Source organism: uncultured Chloroflexus sp., from assembly GCF_937129525.1.
Taxonomy (GTDB): domain Bacteria; phylum Chloroflexota; class Chloroflexia; order Chloroflexales; family Chloroflexaceae; genus Chloroflexus.
On sequence record NZ_CAKZNK010000057.1, the window covers coordinates 30,324 to 46,784 of the forward strand.

Annotated in this window: 9 protein-coding genes; 8 read left to right on the forward strand and 1 reads right to left on the reverse strand. The window is 59.2% G+C overall.

Features of this window, described 5'->3' with window-relative positions; genetic code table 11:
- Positions 1–209 precede the first annotated feature (209 nt).
- Genes mgtE through Q0650_RS06410 form a run of 3 tightly spaced genes read left to right on the forward strand, consistent with a single transcriptional unit; the run spans position 210 to position 4,656 of the window.
- Positions 210–1,565 carry a magnesium transporter gene (mgtE, locus tag Q0650_RS06400; protein ID WP_298817067.1) on the forward strand — a complete coding sequence of 452 codons (1,356 nt, stop codon included), beginning with the start codon at positions 210–212 and terminating at the stop codon, positions 1,563–1,565.
- A 14-nt stretch (positions 1,566–1,579) separates the two neighbouring features.
- Positions 1,580–3,301 (forward strand): ABC transporter permease subunit, encoded by a 1,722-nt coding sequence (locus Q0650_RS06405; protein ID WP_298817069.1) that lies wholly within the window; start codon positions 1,580–1,582, stop codon positions 3,299–3,301.
- A gap of 41 nt (positions 3,302–3,342) precedes the next feature.
- A complete protein-coding gene (locus Q0650_RS06410; protein ID WP_298817071.1) occupies positions 3,343–4,656 on the forward strand; it encodes a nitrate/sulfonate/bicarbonate ABC transporter ATP-binding protein in 1,314 nt (437 codons plus the stop codon).
- 184 nt (positions 4,657–4,840) lie between these two features.
- Here Q0650_RS06410 and Q0650_RS06415 read toward each other — a convergent pair whose 3' ends face one another.
- The gene (locus Q0650_RS06415) at positions 4,841–7,975 is read right to left on the reverse strand and encodes a hypothetical protein (RefSeq protein WP_298817074.1); all 3,135 of its coding nucleotides are present in this window, start codon (positions 7,973–7,975) and stop codon (positions 4,841–4,843) included.
- Positions 7,976–8,108: 133 nt separating this feature from the next.
- Between Q0650_RS06415 and Q0650_RS06420 the strand changes: the two genes are divergently transcribed.
- Genes Q0650_RS06420 through Q0650_RS06440 form a run of 5 tightly spaced genes read left to right on the forward strand, consistent with a single transcriptional unit; the run spans position 8,109 to position 16,428 of the window.
- Complete coding sequence (locus Q0650_RS06420; RefSeq protein WP_298817076.1) at positions 8,109–10,487, forward strand: hypothetical protein; 2,379 nt, start codon at positions 8,109–8,111, stop codon at positions 10,485–10,487.
- Positions 10,488–10,530: 43 nt separating this feature from the next.
- Positions 10,531–11,379, forward strand: coding sequence for a class I SAM-dependent methyltransferase (locus tag Q0650_RS06425; RefSeq protein WP_298817078.1), 849 nt, complete (start codon positions 10,531–10,533; stop codon positions 11,377–11,379).
- The gene (locus Q0650_RS06430) at positions 11,376–13,031 is read left to right on the forward strand and encodes a hypothetical protein (RefSeq protein WP_298817079.1); all 1,656 of its coding nucleotides are present in this window, start codon (positions 11,376–11,378) and stop codon (positions 13,029–13,031) included. Before Q0650_RS06425 ends, Q0650_RS06430 begins: the two co-directional genes overlap by 4 nt.
- Positions 13,032–13,044: 13 nt before the next feature.
- The gene (locus Q0650_RS06435) at positions 13,045–15,273 is read left to right on the forward strand and encodes a hypothetical protein (protein ID WP_298817080.1); all 2,229 of its coding nucleotides are present in this window, start codon (positions 13,045–13,047) and stop codon (positions 15,271–15,273) included.
- Positions 15,274–16,428 (forward strand): glycosyltransferase family 4 protein, encoded by a 1,155-nt coding sequence (locus Q0650_RS06440; protein ID WP_298817082.1) that lies wholly within the window; start codon positions 15,274–15,276, stop codon positions 16,426–16,428.
- Positions 16,429–16,461 lie beyond the last annotated feature (33 nt).

Sequence of the window (16,461 nt, forward strand, 5' to 3'; positions counted from 1 at the left end):
ATGGACAGTAGTCATTCTCGTCAGCGGCAAAGTGTGGTGATAACAATCAATACATACACCGGCCTCATCGGGATGGTGTGCCGGCACGAATAGGTATAGCGCCTTTTCGATAGAACGTGCCCCGGTGAGGTCTTGCCCGCCGGGGCATTATTGTGTCTGTATGGTTGTCGTCACCCCTGCGCCGCTGTCAAGATGCAGAGGGGGTGACAATGACCACTTTTCCAACTCCCCGCCTCGATGAGGTACAGGCACTGATTGCCGAACAGCGCTGGCTCGATTTACGCGAGCAGCTCTCGCGCTGGCCTGCTCCTGAGATCGCCGATCTGCTCCGCGAATTGTCTTCAGCCGAACGAATGCTGGTATTTCGCGTCTTGCCGCGCGCATTAGCTGGCGAAGTCTTCTCATATCTCGAACACGATGATCAGTACGAGTTGCTGTCGAGCCTGAGTCAGGAAGAGACCCGCCTGCTGCTCGCCAACCTGAACCCTGATGACCGCACGCAGTTATTTGAAGAGTTGCCCGGACAGGTAACGCAAAAGTTATTAAACTTGCTCAGCCCGGAAGATTTGCGTGAAGCGCGTCAGTTGCTCGGTTATCCCGAAGAGAGTGTTGGGCGGCTGATGACGCCGGATTATGTGGCAGTGCGCCCGAACTGGACGATTGCGCGCGCTTTGGAACATATCCGCAACCGTGGTCGGAATAGTGAAACGATTGATGTCATCTATGTAACCGATGAACGCTGGCGCTTGCTTGACGCGATTGAATTGCGCCGATTTATCCTGGCTGAGCCAACGCAGACGGTGCGAAGTTTGATGGATGAGAGCTATGTTGTGCTCTCTGCGTTTGATGATCGCGAGCGGGCTGTTGAAGCGCTCCGTCGCTATAGCCTGCCGGCTTTGCCGGTCGTCGATTCCGACGGCGTGCTGGTGGGTATCGTTACCTTTGATGATCTGATCGATGTAGCTGAAGAGGAAGTAACGGAAGATTTCCATCGCAGCGCAGCAATAGAACCGCTACGCGGGAATTATCTCGAGGTGCCGGTCCTGGAACTGGTGCAGAAGCGGGTGCCGTGGCTGGTGGGGTTGGTATTTGTCAATGTCTTCTCGGGCGCCGCTATTGCCGCTTTTGAAGAGACTATCGCGGCTGTGGTCTCGCTGGTCTTTTTCTTGCCCCTGCTGATCGGTAGCGCTGGCAATGCCGGCTCACAATCGGCGACGTTGACGGTGCGCGCGCTGGCAACCGGTGACATTGAAGCGAGTGACTGGTGGCGATTGCTGTTCAAAGAACTACTGGTTGCCGCGTTACTGGGTAGCTCTATGGCGCTTGCCGTTGGCGTGCTTGGTGTCATCCGGGTAGGCTGGGAAGTTGCCGGTGTGGTCTCGCTCACCATGATGGTGCTGGTCTTGATGGGAAGTCTGATCGGGATGTCGTTGCCGTTCCTGCTGCGTCGCTTCGGCCTCGATCCAGCCACTGCAAGCGGCCCGTTGGTCACATCATTGTCAGACATCGGCGGTGTATTGATCTACTTCTCGCTGGCAACGTGGTTACTGGGTCTGGCATCGTAAGAGGGAGTAAAACTATGTTCAAACCACGCACCTTTACCCCCGATCTTCCAAAAAGCTCCCTCTTTAGCCGCGCCGATCTCTGGCTATTGCTCATCCTGATCGGGCTACTGGCGCTGGCAATTGTTGCCGCCGAAGGGGCGCCGGCTACCGTACAGGGGCCGGATATCGATCTCTCGCTGAGCGCGCTGCCGTTTTACGCGCTGCGTTCGGTAGGTCGGATGGCGCTGGCTTACGGATTGTCGTTGCTGTTCACCTTGATCTACGGTTATATCGCCGCCTACAACGCGCGCGCCGAGCGGATTATGATTCCGCTGCTCGATGTGTTGCAGAGTGTGCCGATCCTGTCGTTTTTGCCGGTGGTTTTGCTCAGCTTGAGCGCAGTGCTGCCCGAAGCGATTGCGGTCGAACTGACGGCGGTGGTGCTGATCTTTACCAGCCAGGTCTGGAACATGACCTTTGCCTGGTACCAGTCACTGACCACCATACCGCGCGAGTTGCGCGAAGCGAGCAGCATCTTCTCATTCTCGCGCTGGCAGCGCTTCACCACGCTCGAATTTCCGTTCGGCGCAATTGCCCTGGTCTGGAATAGCATGATGAGCTGGGCCGGAGGCTGGTTTTTCCTGATGGCGGCAGAGATCTTTACCCTTGGAGAGCGCGATTTTCGCCTGATGGGTCTGGGCGCGTTTCTGCAAACGGCAGCCGACCGTGGCGATATAGGCGCGATTGGTTGGGGTTTGCTTGCGCTGGTGATCGTCATCGTCACCCTTGATCAGTTTGTATGGCGGCCACTGCTGGCCTGGGCCAGCCAGTTTCGGCTGGAAATGATTGGGCGCGATGATGATGAGGCGCAGTCGTGGTTTTACGATCTGATCCGGCAGTCGGCGCTGTCGCAATGGTTTGGTCGTCTGGCCGGCAGCATCGACCAGTTCGTTGGGCGCGTCTTTCGTCAGCATCCTGCGCCTGATCCTTTCCTGGATAACTCGACTCAGCGACGTTCGGCATTGAGCTGGGTGCTGACAGTTGTCGGTGTACTGATCATAGCATGGGGTGTCTGGAGCGGGAGCCAACTGCTGCTTCAGGTATCAATCGCGCAATGGGGATCGATTATCCTTGGCGTGGGCGCGACGATGTTGCGGGTTGCTACCGCAACGACCCTGGCCTTGCTCTGGACGGTGCCGGTGGGAGTGTATATCGGCACGCGGCCACGGGCGGCAGCAGTCTTGCAGCCGATTGTGCAGATTGCCGCTTCGATCCCGGCAACGGCGCTCTTTCCCGTGCTGGTGCTGGCGTTGATTGCCATTCCGGGCGGATTAAATCTGGCCGCGATTGCGCTGATGATGCTGGGCACGCAATGGTACGTGCTCTTCAATGTGATTGCTGGCGCTGCGGCCATCCCTCAGGATCTCCGCTTTACCAGCGAACTCTTGCAATTGCGCGGCTGGGAACGCTGGCGTATCCTGATCTTACCCGGTCTCTTCCCCTACCTGATCACCGGTCTGATCACAGCCAGCGGTGGGGCGTGGAATGCCAGCATCGTTGCCGAGTATGTCGTGTTTAATCAGCAGACGTATCAGACATTTGGCATCGGGGCGCAAATTGCTGCGGCAACCGCCGCCGGCGATTTTGCCGGTTTGTTTGCGGCGACGCTGGCGATGATTGCGGCAGTCGTTACCATCAATCGACTGGTCTGGCGACGGTTGTACCGGCTGGCCGAATCGAAGTACCGGATGGAATAACTGGCAAGTTGAGGTTTTCAGAGCCAGTAAGGAGTAATATTATGCAGCGCGGTCAAACGAAACCGCTGGTAGAGTTGATGGGGGTTACCCAGCGTTATGGCCGGGGAGCGCGCCAGTTTACGGCTATTCAAGATGTCAATCTGACAATCGCCGAGGGCGAGTTCGTCGCCTTGCTTGGCCCGTCAGGTTGCGGCAAGAGTACCCTGTTGCGCATCATCACCGGTCTCAACCGTCCGAGCGAAGGGCTGGTGCGCTATCGCGGAAAGTCGTTGGACGGTGTGAATCCGTATGCCACGATCGTTTTTCAGACCTTTGCCCTCTTCCCCTGGTTGACAGTGGAAGAGAATGTGGCAGTGGCGCTCAAGGCGCGAGGGGTTGACGATGCTACCGCTCACCGGCGAGCCGTCGAGTTGATCGATCTGGTTGGCCTGGATGGTTTCGAGCAGGCCTATCCACGCGAGTTATCGGGTGGCATGCGGCAAAAAGTCGGCATTGCCCGGGCGCTGGCGGTTGATCCCGAATTGCTCTGTCTCGATGAGCCGTTCAGCGCGCTCGATGTGTTGAGCGCCGAGGCATTACGCGGTGAAGTGCTGGAGTTGTGGACAGGCGGCAGCCTTAAGATTCGCGCCGTGTTGATGGTGAGCCACAATATCGAAGAGGCCGTCTTCATGGCCGATCGGATTGTGGTCATGGATAAGAATCCGGGTCGGGTGATTGCCGAAGTATTGGTGCCCCTTCCCCATCCGCGTGACCGCAAATCTGACGCCTTCGCGGCGCTGGTCGAGCGGGTGTATGCGGTGCTGGCCGGACAAACGCAGCCGGAGGCAGTTGAGTATGGCACCGAGCCGGGACAGAGTGGCCAGACTCGCCTCTTGCCGGCAGTATCGGTGACGGCGTTGGCCGGTTTGCTGGAGCAGGCCAATGCCACAGATGATGAGCGCGATCCGATTGCCAGACTGCAAGATGAGTTAGGACTGGATCTTGATCAGTTGTTGCCCCTGATTGAAGCAGTTGAACTACTCGGTTTTGCCCGGGTTGAGAGCGGCAACCTGATCTTGACGCCATTGGGCGAAGCCTTTGCCGAAGCCAGCATTCAGACCCGCAAAGAGATCTTCGCCTCGCGCTTGCGGCGGTTGCCCTTCTTCCGCTGGATGCTGCGGATGATTGCTGCCGCCGACAATCAGTCGCTGCGTTGGGAGGTGTTGTTGACGGCGCTCGAGCCGGAATTTCCCTCAGAGGTAGCCGAGCGTCAGCTCGATATTGCGCTGGAATGGGGGCGCTATGCCGAACTTTTTGCCTACGATGACGCTGAGGGTCGCTTCTTTCTGGAAGCGCCGACAGTGGCAGCGAAGTAGCAGTTTGACGCCCATAGCGCGGCGCCAGTAACGCATCATATGTCGAATTTGCGCCCTGATGTACACAGGTGGCGCGATTGAGCAGAACGTGAAAACGCTGGTAAAGCTGATCTAAGCCGGTACAAGCGCAGGATTGGGTATCTATTCGTAAAGGGGACGACGCGGCGCGTCGTCCCGGTGTTGGTTATTCTGCCCATACGCGCAGGAACTGAAGATGCAACACGCGCCGATCGGTAAGCCGGGAGTCTTCGGCAGCCGGGATCCATGCCGGTCCGGTGAGACGAAGGAGGATCGTGCCGGTATCAGCAGGGGGGAGTTGCGCCGGGTCGAGAGTTACGCGCAACACTGTCGGCTGCTGCAGGAGTTCATAGCAGCCTAACTCGACAATCGGCGCTGTGGTGGTTGGCCAAAGCTGATCTTCCACCTGCGCGCTGATGCAGAGCCTCGCCGATCCCAGGTGGGTTGGGCGCAGCCCACCGGCTGTTTCGATTGCAATGGTTTGGCGGTTGGCGCCGGTCGGCCAGGGTAACCGCAAGACAGCTTCACCGTTGCTCCAGCTATATTGCCAGCCATCACGACTCTGTTCGGGCCGATAGAAACCGGTGAGCTGGGCCGCAAATGAATCTGGCTCAATCGGAAGTGGATCCGTAGTAACGACGGGCACCGCCGCCGGATCGAGCCGGTAGATGGCAAAAGGCAGAGTCAGGCGGGAAACGGTTTGCGGTTTTTGGTCGGTCAATTGCTCGAATTCAGCCAGATCGAGCGCTGCCTCGCCGATAAACGTCAACTGAAAACCGGGTAAAGCCAGATTGCCGCCGCTGGCGCTCAGCATGAGGTAGACGTTACGTCCTTCGGCTTGCCAGCGCCTGACCTGTTCGGCCAGGAGCGCGGCATACGGCGCAGTAGCAACACTCTTGACGGTGAAGGCGTTGATGTCGTGGGCAAAACGCAGCGGTGTTGCCAGCAAGTCGGGAATATCGCGCGAGTCACTGTAGATCGGCGCGCCACCGCGCAACAGTACGATGTCACGTTCGGGTATGAAGTAGTCAGCAATCGTCTCGACCTGATCCAACGCGCCAGCGTATTCGGTGTGGACAAAATAGTAGCGTCCCGTCCAGCCCAAAAAGAGGATTAAAAGGCCAGCCAGCGTAGCAGCCAGGGCTTGTCGCCAGCGGGCAGCATGTGGCCTGATCTGCCAGGCGCCGGCGAGCGCCGCCAGCGCATACGCGGCGCTGAGGGCAAAGACCGGATAGGCGATAGGCACGAATCGACGCAAGATGTAGATGTAGGTCTGCTCGGATGTGCCATACGTCTGGCGCAGGTAGAAAAAGCTGCCGAGAAAGCCGACCGTCAGGAAGAGCCAGCTTGCCGTTGACAGACCGTTGCGCCACCAGAGCGCAAAGCCGATAGCTGCCAGAATGACGCCTAACGGCGAGAGATACCAGCCTACGCGCACCAGGCCGGCCAGTGGAATCAGCTCTTTGGGTTGCACCGGCGCCGGATCACTGGTAAAGGTGCTGGGATCGGCCAGCAGGCGTTGCCACCAGTTCATTGTCCGGTATTCCTGGTAATAGAGCACGAGTGGCAGCCGGATCGGCGCCCCAATGTAGCCTTGCACGCGCAGCCAGTTGAGGGTTTGATTGGAGAACGGCCCCTGCCATGGCCCGCGAGTGGCGGCCAGCTCAGCTCGCAGCGCGGTTGTCGCTGCCAGATCGGGTGTGGCCTCCCAGGGCCGACCGGTTAACACTACCCCTGCCTGCAAACGCGCTTCCTCAGGTGTCATCACACCGCGACGCACATCGCCAGCCACCAGTTCCGGATCGCGGGTAAGGGGATCATTCCATCCGCCGCGGGTATTAAAGAGCAGATCGGCGTCGATGATCTGCGGACGCGCGAAGTAGGCCCAGCCGATCAGCAGTAACAGACCGATCGCAATCGCATTTTGCCAGCGCTGTCGCCGGGCAACCAGCCGGTGTTCGAGGGCTAAGATCAGGTTGTTTCGACGCAGAAACACGAGCGTTGTCAGCGCGAGAGCGATCAATGCCAGTTCAACCCAGATTCGCCATGGATCGTCAAGTGAACTGAATCTGGATGTGAAGTACGACTCGCGCACTGCTGGGGTAAGGAAGGGCAACGCAAGCCATGAGGTGATGGCGAAATCTTGAAAACGAGCAAAACCGGTATCGAAGAAGTAGGCGCGGGCAATAAAGATGATATGGAGCGCAGCGTGGATCAGCATTGCCAGCATGCCCAATGCCAGAGCAGTCTGTTCGCGTTGCCAGCGGCGGGTAAGCCAACAATACCCGAGATATAGCATCGCCGGCGCGAGCAGAAAGAAGTCGATACGCGCAAGCGCCACCTGGCCGAAGGCGATCCCGGCCAGCGCCGCCGAGGCGATCCGGCCTGGCGCGGGTAGGGTGCGGTCGTTGAAACGCGCAAACAAGTACAGGCCGCCCCACGTCAGGAATTGAGCAGTGGTTTCAGCGGTGGAATAGCGCGAAAACCAGACCTGCACTGCATTCAGGCCGAGCAACAGCATTCCAAGCCAACCCACCCACGGCCCGGCCAGGCGTCGTCCGAGCATGCCTGCGCTCCATGCCCCCAAAATTCCTAGCAAGCCGGTGGCAAACAGGCCAAACAATGGGCCGCCGGCGGCGGTGAGCAACCCGATCCAGGCCGGAAAGAGATGGAAACCCTGGGGAACAATCCGACCCTGAGCCAGCTCACCCTCGTTGATCAGAAAACCGGCGGCGCGCAATCGCGTTGCGATATAGCGATCGCGGGCCTGCCCGATCATAAAATTACTTACCGCCTGAGCTGCCGGCTCGCGGATTGCCGGATCGTCGCTTTGCAGGGCCTGTCCCAGTTCGGCGACAATCGTATCAGTCTGGACAATACTACCGGTGCGAGCGATAGCAAAACCGGTGACCGCATAGACTCCGGCATCGCGCACACCCAGAACGACCTCAAAGGGGCGGGCGACCAGCAGGGTAAGAGTCAGTAAGGTTGCTGCCCAGAGCAACGCTACCCGGCGGTTGAGGGGGGCCGGTGGGAGTGGCGCCGGTTGGCGGGAAGCCAGCCAGAGCAATCCGCCAATGCCAGCCAGGGTTATACTCAGATGCAGCCAGAGCGAAAAGATACCGAGGCTGCTCAACACCAGTGCCAGCCAGCCGCTCCAGAGTGCGCTGATCAGGCAGCGCTCGAAATGCAGTTCGAGGCTATCGCGCGCGCCAAATTGCGGGATAGCCCGGATCAACGCCCATCCCGGCGCATAGATCAATACTGGTAACAGAAGAATGCCAACGACAATCTGTATCATGCTTGTGCCCGGCGAACGATGCCGCGCGTGATTATAGCATGGAGTTTGCATGGTACAATGCGGCGATAGCTCAACTGCCGCGTAGCTACTCTTTGCTGCGCACATAAACCTTATGCGTGTAATGACTTCTTCTTTGCTCAAACGAATCAATTTGCGGGCTGCCGCAAGCGCGCAGGAACAACGATTACCATCCGTGGCGATCCCGGCGCTGTGGCTGGTCATTGCGACCGTGATCACGCTCATCGCCAGTTATGCGATCCGCCCATTGGTGCTGGTTGACATTGGAGACAACCGCGATGGCCCGTTTCTGGTCAACTTCAACGCGCGCGAGATTGACGCTGCGGGGCCATTTGAGCGGTTTGAATGGCCTGCCGGCGCAGCCAGTGTCACCATTCCCGGCGGGCGCGAGGGGGTCTGGCTGGGGCGGATTATTGCCCGACCTGACGCCGATCCAACCATTTTGCGCCGCAACTCGGCGGGAGCGGTCAATGGTGTCCGGGTTGAAATGCCGCGACGCAGCGATACCGAGATGCTGGTCAAGATTCCGGCTCACATTGCTGCCGCACCTGCGCTGACCTTCGAGCTGGTATCGCCGCTGGTCGGCGATCCGGCGCCACCGCCGGGTGTGCCGATGGCGGTTGAGATAGCGCCGGCTCGCACCTATCGCTGGAGCGCCGAAGAGAGTGAGATCCGTTTTCCCCGGCTGGGACAAGGAAACTGGATTGTGCGACTTGATGCCGTGATTGCCCATCCTGACGGTTCGCCGGTTAATGCTCGGCTCAGCGCCAACGGTGTTTTCCTGGCCCGGCTTCCCGAACAGCCGCAATCCCGTCGTTTGCACATTCTGGTGCCGGCGGCAGTGATGAGCGGTGGTGATCTCAATCTGACGTTGCAGGCCGATCCGTTTCGTGATCCGCGCCCGCTCGGTGTACTCATCGCCGACATTGCCGTGGCTCCGGCAGATAGCCCCTTCCTGTCAGTGATCGCGCCGCCGCCGGTTGCGCTTGGTCTATCGCTACTGACCGTGCTTGGCTTGTTTGCCTGTCTGGCGTTGTTGACAACCGATCTCGATCAACGGCGCTGGTTGTTGAAACCAACCAGTTGGGCGGCTGTTGGGCTGATCGTTGCCGTGATTGCCGGCGGTTGGGCGCTGATAACTTTCCGCTTTCCGAGCGGTCAAATGATTGACCGTCTGGCTGCGCTGACTATCCTCAGTCTGGCGTTGACGCTGATATTGCGCCCGCTAACCCGCTGGCTGTTGCGCCAAACCGGCGCTGTCGTCTCGCCCGAATTTACTGCCGGGTTGTTGATCGTCTTCCTGGTCGGATTTTGGCTCAAAGCTATCGGAATGATCTTTCCCTATTTTGTTGGGATTGATGTGTTCTGGCACATGGACAAAGCGCGGCGGATCATCTACGATGGCGCGTTGCCGTTGTACTACAGCGTGAATAGTCCGCTTAACGAAACGACCATGCCGGTGGCTGAATGGGGCGTGAATCCGCCGGTAATTCCCTATTCGCCCTGGTTCCACATTCTGGCGACGAGTTACGCTATCTTTCCGTGGCCGATGGAGACGACGGCAAACTTTGTCAGCTTGCTGATGGATATGTCACGGGTCATTTTGATCGCTGCCATCGCGCTCAAGGCCGGGCTAAGTCAGCGGGTGGCATTTTTGGCCGCTGTCACCTACGCGGTACTGCCGGTCACCTTCCTGCTCCATATCTGGGGAAATGTGCCGACATCTGCCGGTCTCTGGCTCAATCTGCTGGTACAGACAACTATCCTGCTCGCGTGGGATCGATTGGGAGAGTGGCGGGTGCAACTCTGGTTTGTGCCGCTGCTAGTGCTGGCCTTCCTGGTTTATACGGTAACCGGCGTCTTTACCGGTGTGTTTCTGATCGTGTTCACTGCGCTGGTCTGGTTGAATGCGCGTCGAGGAGTGGAGTGGCGGACACTGCTGCCCGGTTTGCAACCCCTCTGGATCGCGGCTGGCATGGCTATCGGGTTGGCGATTGCGATCTACTACGGTCAGTACTTTCAGCCGATCCTGGAGCGCACTCTGCCCTATATGGCGACAGTCTTTACCCGTGGGCCGGAAACGGTTGGCGTGTCGCGTCCGCCATTTCACGAATACCTGTGGTCGTTTGTGCCGCACCTGGGTTATCACCTCTGGCCTAACCGCTATCTCTACTACGGTCTGGCCATTCCGCTGATCTTCTTCATTCCGGGCTACTGGGCCATGCGGACGCGACCGCTACTCTGGCTGGTCGTCTCGGCGTGGGGAACGGTGGCGCTGCTCTTTTTGTTAGCCGGCTACCGGATTTCGATGGTTGATAAGCAGCTCTTCTATCTCATTCCGGTGATCTGTCTGGCATGGGCAATCATGGCCGATCGATTGTGGGCGCGCCGATGGGGGCAGCTTCTAGTGCTGGCAACGCTGGCGCTGTCACTGGGGAGCGCGCTCTGGTTGTGGGTGATGCGGATTAGCATTTCGCCGATTCAAGGGAATTGATCCCGATGATGGTCAGGCTGGCGGAATTGACTAAAACATAGCTATGACTGAAGTTATCGATGAGAAACTGGCTGCGGCAATTGATCCGTGGCTGCAACATATGACCTGGCGACGCGATTTTGCCGCCTGGCGTGAGCGTCGTCTCCGTCAAGAGCATTATCAGACCGAACGTCTGGCGCAGGCGCGGGCCGTGATCGGTGATCTGAAGGGCGCTCGGTTGCTTGATCTCGGCGCCGGTATGGGTGGATTTGCCGTCGCCGCAGCGCTGGCGGGGGCACAGGTGACGGCCTGTGAGTATAATCCGGCATATTGCCAGATCATTCGGTTGCGCGCTGCTCGTTACCGTCTCCATCTGCCGATCATCAATGCCGCTGGCGAGAAGCTACCACTGCCTGACGCCGCTTTCGATCTGGTGGTAGCGTGGGATGTGCTCGAACACGTGCAGGATCCAGTTGCAGTGTTGGGCGAAATCGCTCGTGTGCTGCGACCGGGTGGTCACGCGCTGATCACGGCGATCAATCGACGCGCATGGATCGATCCCCATTACCATATGCGCGGAATCAACTGGTTGCCTCGTCCGCTGGCGGAAACGCTCATTGCCATGCGCGGTCGCACCAAACAAGGGGCGGCCTTCCGTGATATGCAGCGGCTCAGCTCGATGCACTATTTCCACTTCCGGGAACTGGTGCAGCTTTGCCGCCAACTCGGCTTTACAGTCACCGATCTGCGCGAACAGGCGCTGCTGGCCGGCAAACTGGTCAGCCGTCGTCCGTTGCGCCAGGCGATCCGGGTGCTGCTGCGCCGGGTTGGGCTTGAACTGGCGGCCTATCGTATCCAGCGCAGCTACTACACCGGTATGTTTGAACTTGATCTGCGCAAGGAGGGCGCATGACGGCGCCACGTCCGTCGTTGGCGACGCAGGTGTCGCGAGCGGTGTTATGGAACACATTGTTTGCGCCATTGCGGTTACTTGCCGAAGTGGTGGCGACACTGGTCAAGTTAAACCAGCTCTCGCAAGCCGGTTTTGGGTTAATTGCGCTGGTGCGCGGCGCCAGTAATCTGTTCGGCACGGCGCTCGATCTGGGCATTGCGCGGGCGTTGCCCAAATACATTCCAGAGACTGAGCGGGCCGGCGGCGCGCGCGCAGCGCGTCGTCTCTTCTTGCTGGTTGCCGGATTGCAACTGACCATTTTGCTGGTGATTGCAATCGGTCTGGCCTTAAGTCACCGCCAGATCGAAGGTTACCTGCAAGGTTTGCTCGGTGGCGATGTCACCGTGGAGGCGGCGGCCCGCGCCGAGCTGAGTCGGTTTGTAGCCGAGTTTCACTGGCTGATTATTGCTGCCATCGTCATTCTGCTTGGATTAGGCGCGCTCTATGACCTGCTCATGGCGGTGCTGAGCAGTTTCTTTCGCCAAAAGGCCTGGAATGGCATCGCCTTGACCGCTGGCTTGCTGCCGCAAGTGCTGGTTGTGATCGCGATTCTGGCCTTGCCCGATCGCTGGGACATCTTGGGAGTGCTGGTAGCGATGGTGGCCGCGCCGACGATAGCAGTGGCATTGGCCGGCTGGCAGGTCTGGCGATTGCAGGCCGGTCTCAATATCGAAGCCGGATCGGGGATTCTGGCCGATCTCCGCGAAGGACTGCGTGATTTGCGCCGCGCATTTCCTCCCGGCTTCGCTCGCTACGCCGCCGTCTCGTACCTGATGACGGCGACCGATTTTATTGCCAGCTTCGAGTTTATCAATTTCTTCAACCGCGATATTCGTGATGTGTCGTTGTTGGCTGCCGGCGCTTTGCTCGCGCGCATGGCGTTAAGCTATCTGTATACACCGATGGTTGGCGTGCAGGTGCCGTTGTTTACCCGTGTCCGCCAGGGTGAGGGTGGAACGACTAATGGCGCTTATCAGTCGCTGATCCGGTTACAGTTGCTGCTGATGGTTCCAGGTGGAGCTGGCCTGATCTTGCTGGCGGAAGCCGGTTTGCTGGTGATCAGTCCGCAGTATCTGGCTGCCGCGCCGGTGGTGTGGGTGTTGACACCCTGTCTGTTCGGTGAGAGCATGCTAACCACGGCGCATAATGCGCTGATGGTCAACGAGCGGCTGGGAGTTGTGATTGCCTCGCGGCTGGTTGCGCTGATTACGGTCATTGTGCTTGCCCTCTGGCTCCCGGCCTGGTTAGGGCTGGTAGGTATGGCGCTCACCTTCGGTCTGGCGCGGGTTGCGGCTGGTTTGTGGTCAACGCTGGCCGGTATGCGCCTGCTCGGGTTGCGCTGGCCATGGCGGTTTACCCTGCGGGTAGCGGCAGCGACGCTGATGATGACCGTCGTTGTCGCTGGTCTTCGCGGTTTAATCGACCTACCGATGGGCGATGTGACCCTTCTAACCCGGCTTGGCCTGGCGACGCAACTGCTCGGCCTGGCCGGCGCAGGAGCGTTCACCTTCTTGCTCGCCTTGCGTCTGTTCGGCGGTCTTGATCCGGCTGATCGAGAGCAGGTGTTGAAGTGGCGCCTCCCCTTTCCAGGTCTCATTCGCCGTCTGGTGTAGGAAGACAAGATCTATGGATCGTCACGCACAGTTGTCTCCATCAATCCGGTTTGCGAGTCTTGAACTGCGCAGTCTGAGCCTTGCTCGCGCGCTGGCGGCATATCTCGCGATTGCCTTGATTGTGATCGGAGTCAACTGGCTGATCGCAAATACCGGCCAATCACTCACGATTGCGCCCGCCAGCGCGAGTCGCTGGTTGCTTGCCGGACTCAATCAGGTTGAGTCCAGCGATTCAGGCGATTTCCGCTGGACGGACGGCGAAAGTCAGGTCTGTTTCGAGGAATTGGGTTTGGCCCCACGCAGTCTGGTGACTGCGCGGATAGCCGGCGCATATGCCCGTTCACCAGGCATTGAAACGGTGACCCTTGGCGCCGGTCGCGCCGCGCCAGTGACAGTTGCGCTGGCGCCTGAGCTACGCCGTTACACGCTCTTGACTGGTGTCGATCAGCAGATCGGCGCGCAGGTTTGTCTGAATATTCAGAGCAATGCAGTGCGCGATCCCAATAATCCACGCTGGTTGGGGGTGCCGGTATACGGCGTAAGTTTAACGCCACTTCCGGCTGCTGGAACGATTGTTCCTTCATTTGGCAGCATTGGTGTCGGCCTGGCTTTAGCTCTGGGCTGGCTGGCGCTTTTGCATCTGAGCGGAGTGCCTTCATTCGTTGCGACCGGTATCGTCACGGTCGGTTGTGGCCTGATCAGCTATAGCCTGATTGGTGGTCTGATCCCGTTTGGCGCCGGCACACTGCGCTGGTCGCTACCTACGGTGGTTGGTCTCTGGTTGAGCGTAGCCGGTCTGCTGGGGACGCGCTGGTTCCCCTGGCGCGATGAACGCTGGCGGTTTGCCGGCGGGATCATCTTCTGGAGTGCAGCCATTCTGATCGCCTTCTGGCTTTTGCAGCAAATCAGTGGACACAGTGGCGTCTGGCCGCTCAAATCACGAGTCGATCCATCGCCAACCTGGTGGGTGGTGGTACCGATCGGGTTGGCGCTTGTGTGGTTTGGAGCAGGCTGGCAGTTGTTACAGCGTCGGCTGGCGCTGGTGCCGGTATCCATGTACGTATTGGTTGGAGCGCTGACACTACCGGTAGCATTCGACATTGCAGTGCATGGCCCTGACGCGCCCATTGCGCTGTTTCGCGACAGTCCGTATGAATACCTGCGCGATACACCGCAGGTGGCCGGCGATCCGATAGGATTCATTGCCAGTTTCGAGACAATTGCGCCCACCCTCTCGGTGCATGGCAGCACTCATCCGCCGGGAGCGATCCTGTTTCTCTGGCTGATCGAGCAATTTTTGGGGCCTGGGCCGGTCGCGACCAGTTGGATCACCATCGGTTTCAGCGCGCTGATCCCGCTGGTGGCAGTCTGGTTAGGATGGCGTTTGGGTGATGCCAGACTGGGGTTAGCCGGTGGCATACTGGCGGTTCTCTTCCCTGGGCAAATGATGTACAGCGTCACTTCGCTCGATGGCGTGTTTAGCCTTTTGCTGGCTGCCGGCGCGGCTGCCTTTTTTCTGGCGCTTGAGTCGCCGCAGCGCCGGTCGATGGCAATCCTGGCCGGCTGCTTGATCGCCGCAGCGCTCTTCATGACCTATGCCGCGACACAACTCTTCTTCTTCGGTGTCACCGCAGCCATCTTTGCGCTAGCGCGTCACAGGCCGCAGATTGGTTGGCGAGCCGCGCTGATCGCTATTATTCGGCAGGGAGCGTTAGCCGCAGGGGTGATTGTCGTCATCTACCTCTTCATCTACCTTGCGACCGTCTTTAATGTTATCAGCGCCTCGCGGACGGCAACCTTCATCAACGGCGAGATGGGCGAGATGATGGATCGTTTCCGCGAATACGGGCCGCCGGCAACGCCATTCCTGCCGCCAAGTTACGACTATTATCTGCGCTTTGCCGCGGCCAACCTGGTTTCGTATCTGGTCTTTCTTACCCCGTGGGCGCTCATGGCGCTGAGTGCGCTCTACCTGCGCGCGCAACGCGAACGCTGGCAGCCGTGGTGGGCGGCGCTGCTGGGTTCGCTCGGCGGGTTGGTGCTCGGTATGTGGCTCAGCGGCCTCTTCAACCGTGAAGTCGAACGGATCTGGATGTTTACGTACCCGCTGGCAGCGGTGCTGGTAGCCTATCACGCGCTCAGCGCAACAGCGGACACACAGCGTTGGCGACTGGCAATCTATGCTGGCCTGATGCTGGCGCTCTTTACCCTGATGAAGATGACGCTCTATACCATCTGGTAAATGATGCGAATTGCGCTCTACAACCTGACAACCACGACCAAAATCGGCGGTGTTGAGAGTTTTGTCTGGGATCTTGCGCGTGAACTGGCGCAGCGCGGGCATGCGGTCGATATTTTCGGCGGTGTGGGTCAACGGCGTGAACCGGCGCCGGGTGTGCGGGTCTTCACCTTCCCGTTCGTATCGCGTCGGTTTTGGCAATCGTTTCCATTCTTGCGACGCGCCTATGCGGAAGCCAAATTGCTCGAACGGCTCACCATGGCAATTCCAGCGCTGCCCACCCTGATTCGCGGCCACTACCAGATCATTCATCTGCAAAAACCCTACGATCTGGCGCCGGCGTTGCTGGCTCGCCGACTTAGCGGCGCAAAGGTCATTCTCGGTTGTCATGGTGAAGACTTCTATCGTGGCGATCGCTGGCTGGCCGGGAGGGTTGATGCGGCAGTCTCGTGCTCGCGTTTTAATGCGCAGACCGTCGCCAGGCGCTACGGGTTTACGCCAACGGTCGTCTTTAACGGAATCGATACTGGCATGTTCCAGCCGCAACCACCAGACTCTACGTTTCGCGAACGATTAGGTCTACCGGCAGATGCGCCACTCTTGCTCTTTGTGGGGCGGTTGCAACCCTGGAAAGGGGTTGAAACTGCCATTCGCGCTTTGCCCCACATTCCGCGAGCCATTCTGCTGATCGCCGGCGATGGTGAAGATCGTTCACGCCTGGCTGCCATCGCCGCAGAACTCGGCCTCAGCGCGCGAGTGCGTTTTCTGGGCAGCGTACCGCGCTGGCAATTACCGGGCCTCTATGCCAGTGTCGATCTGCTGGTGGCGACCAGCTATGCCAGTGAGACTTTCGGAATTGGCCCGGTAGAGGCGCAGGCGTGTGGGTTGCCGGTCGTGGCTACGCGATTTGGCGGTTTTCCTGAGGTTGTCGCCGATGGCCAGACCGGTCTGCTCGTGCCGCCGCGCGATCCGGTGGCTCTGGCTGCGGCAATCAACACCTTGCTGGCCGATCCGAATCGGCGCGCGGCAATGGCCGCGGCAGCGCCGGTATGGGCGGCCCAGTTTGCCTGGCCGGCGGTGGTTGATCGGATCGAAGCGGTGTACCGGTCGGTGCTTGAACCGGTTTCAGCGTTTGCAGCAAATGAACGTGGCTCGTGAACTGGCAATCGGTAGCGTCAATGTTGCTCTACC

What these genes read in the sequence shown, in the direction of transcription:
- mgtE (WP_298817067.1), top strand. Translation starts at nt 210, where the DNA reads ATGACCACTTTTCCAACTCCCCGCCTCGATGAGGTACAGGCACTGATT.
- Q0650_RS06405 (WP_298817069.1), top strand. Translation starts at nt 1,580, where the DNA reads ATGTTCAAACCACGCACCTTTACCCCCGATCTTCCAAAAAGCTCCCTC.
- Q0650_RS06410 (WP_298817071.1), top strand. Translation starts at nt 3,343, where the DNA reads ATGCAGCGCGGTCAAACGAAACCGCTGGTAGAGTTGATGGGGGTTACC.
- Q0650_RS06415 (WP_298817074.1), bottom strand. Translation starts at nt 7,975, where the DNA reads ATGATACAGATTGTCGTTGGCATTCTTCTGTTACCAGTATTGATCTAT.
- Q0650_RS06425 (WP_298817078.1), top strand. Translation starts at nt 10,531, where the DNA reads ATGACTGAAGTTATCGATGAGAAACTGGCTGCGGCAATTGATCCGTGG.
- Q0650_RS06430 (WP_298817079.1), top strand. Translation starts at nt 11,376, where the DNA reads ATGACGGCGCCACGTCCGTCGTTGGCGACGCAGGTGTCGCGAGCGGTG.
- Q0650_RS06435 (WP_298817080.1), top strand. Translation starts at nt 13,045, where the DNA reads ATGGATCGTCACGCACAGTTGTCTCCATCAATCCGGTTTGCGAGTCTT.
- Q0650_RS06440 (WP_298817082.1), top strand. Translation starts at nt 15,274, where the DNA reads ATGATGCGAATTGCGCTCTACAACCTGACAACCACGACCAAAATCGGC.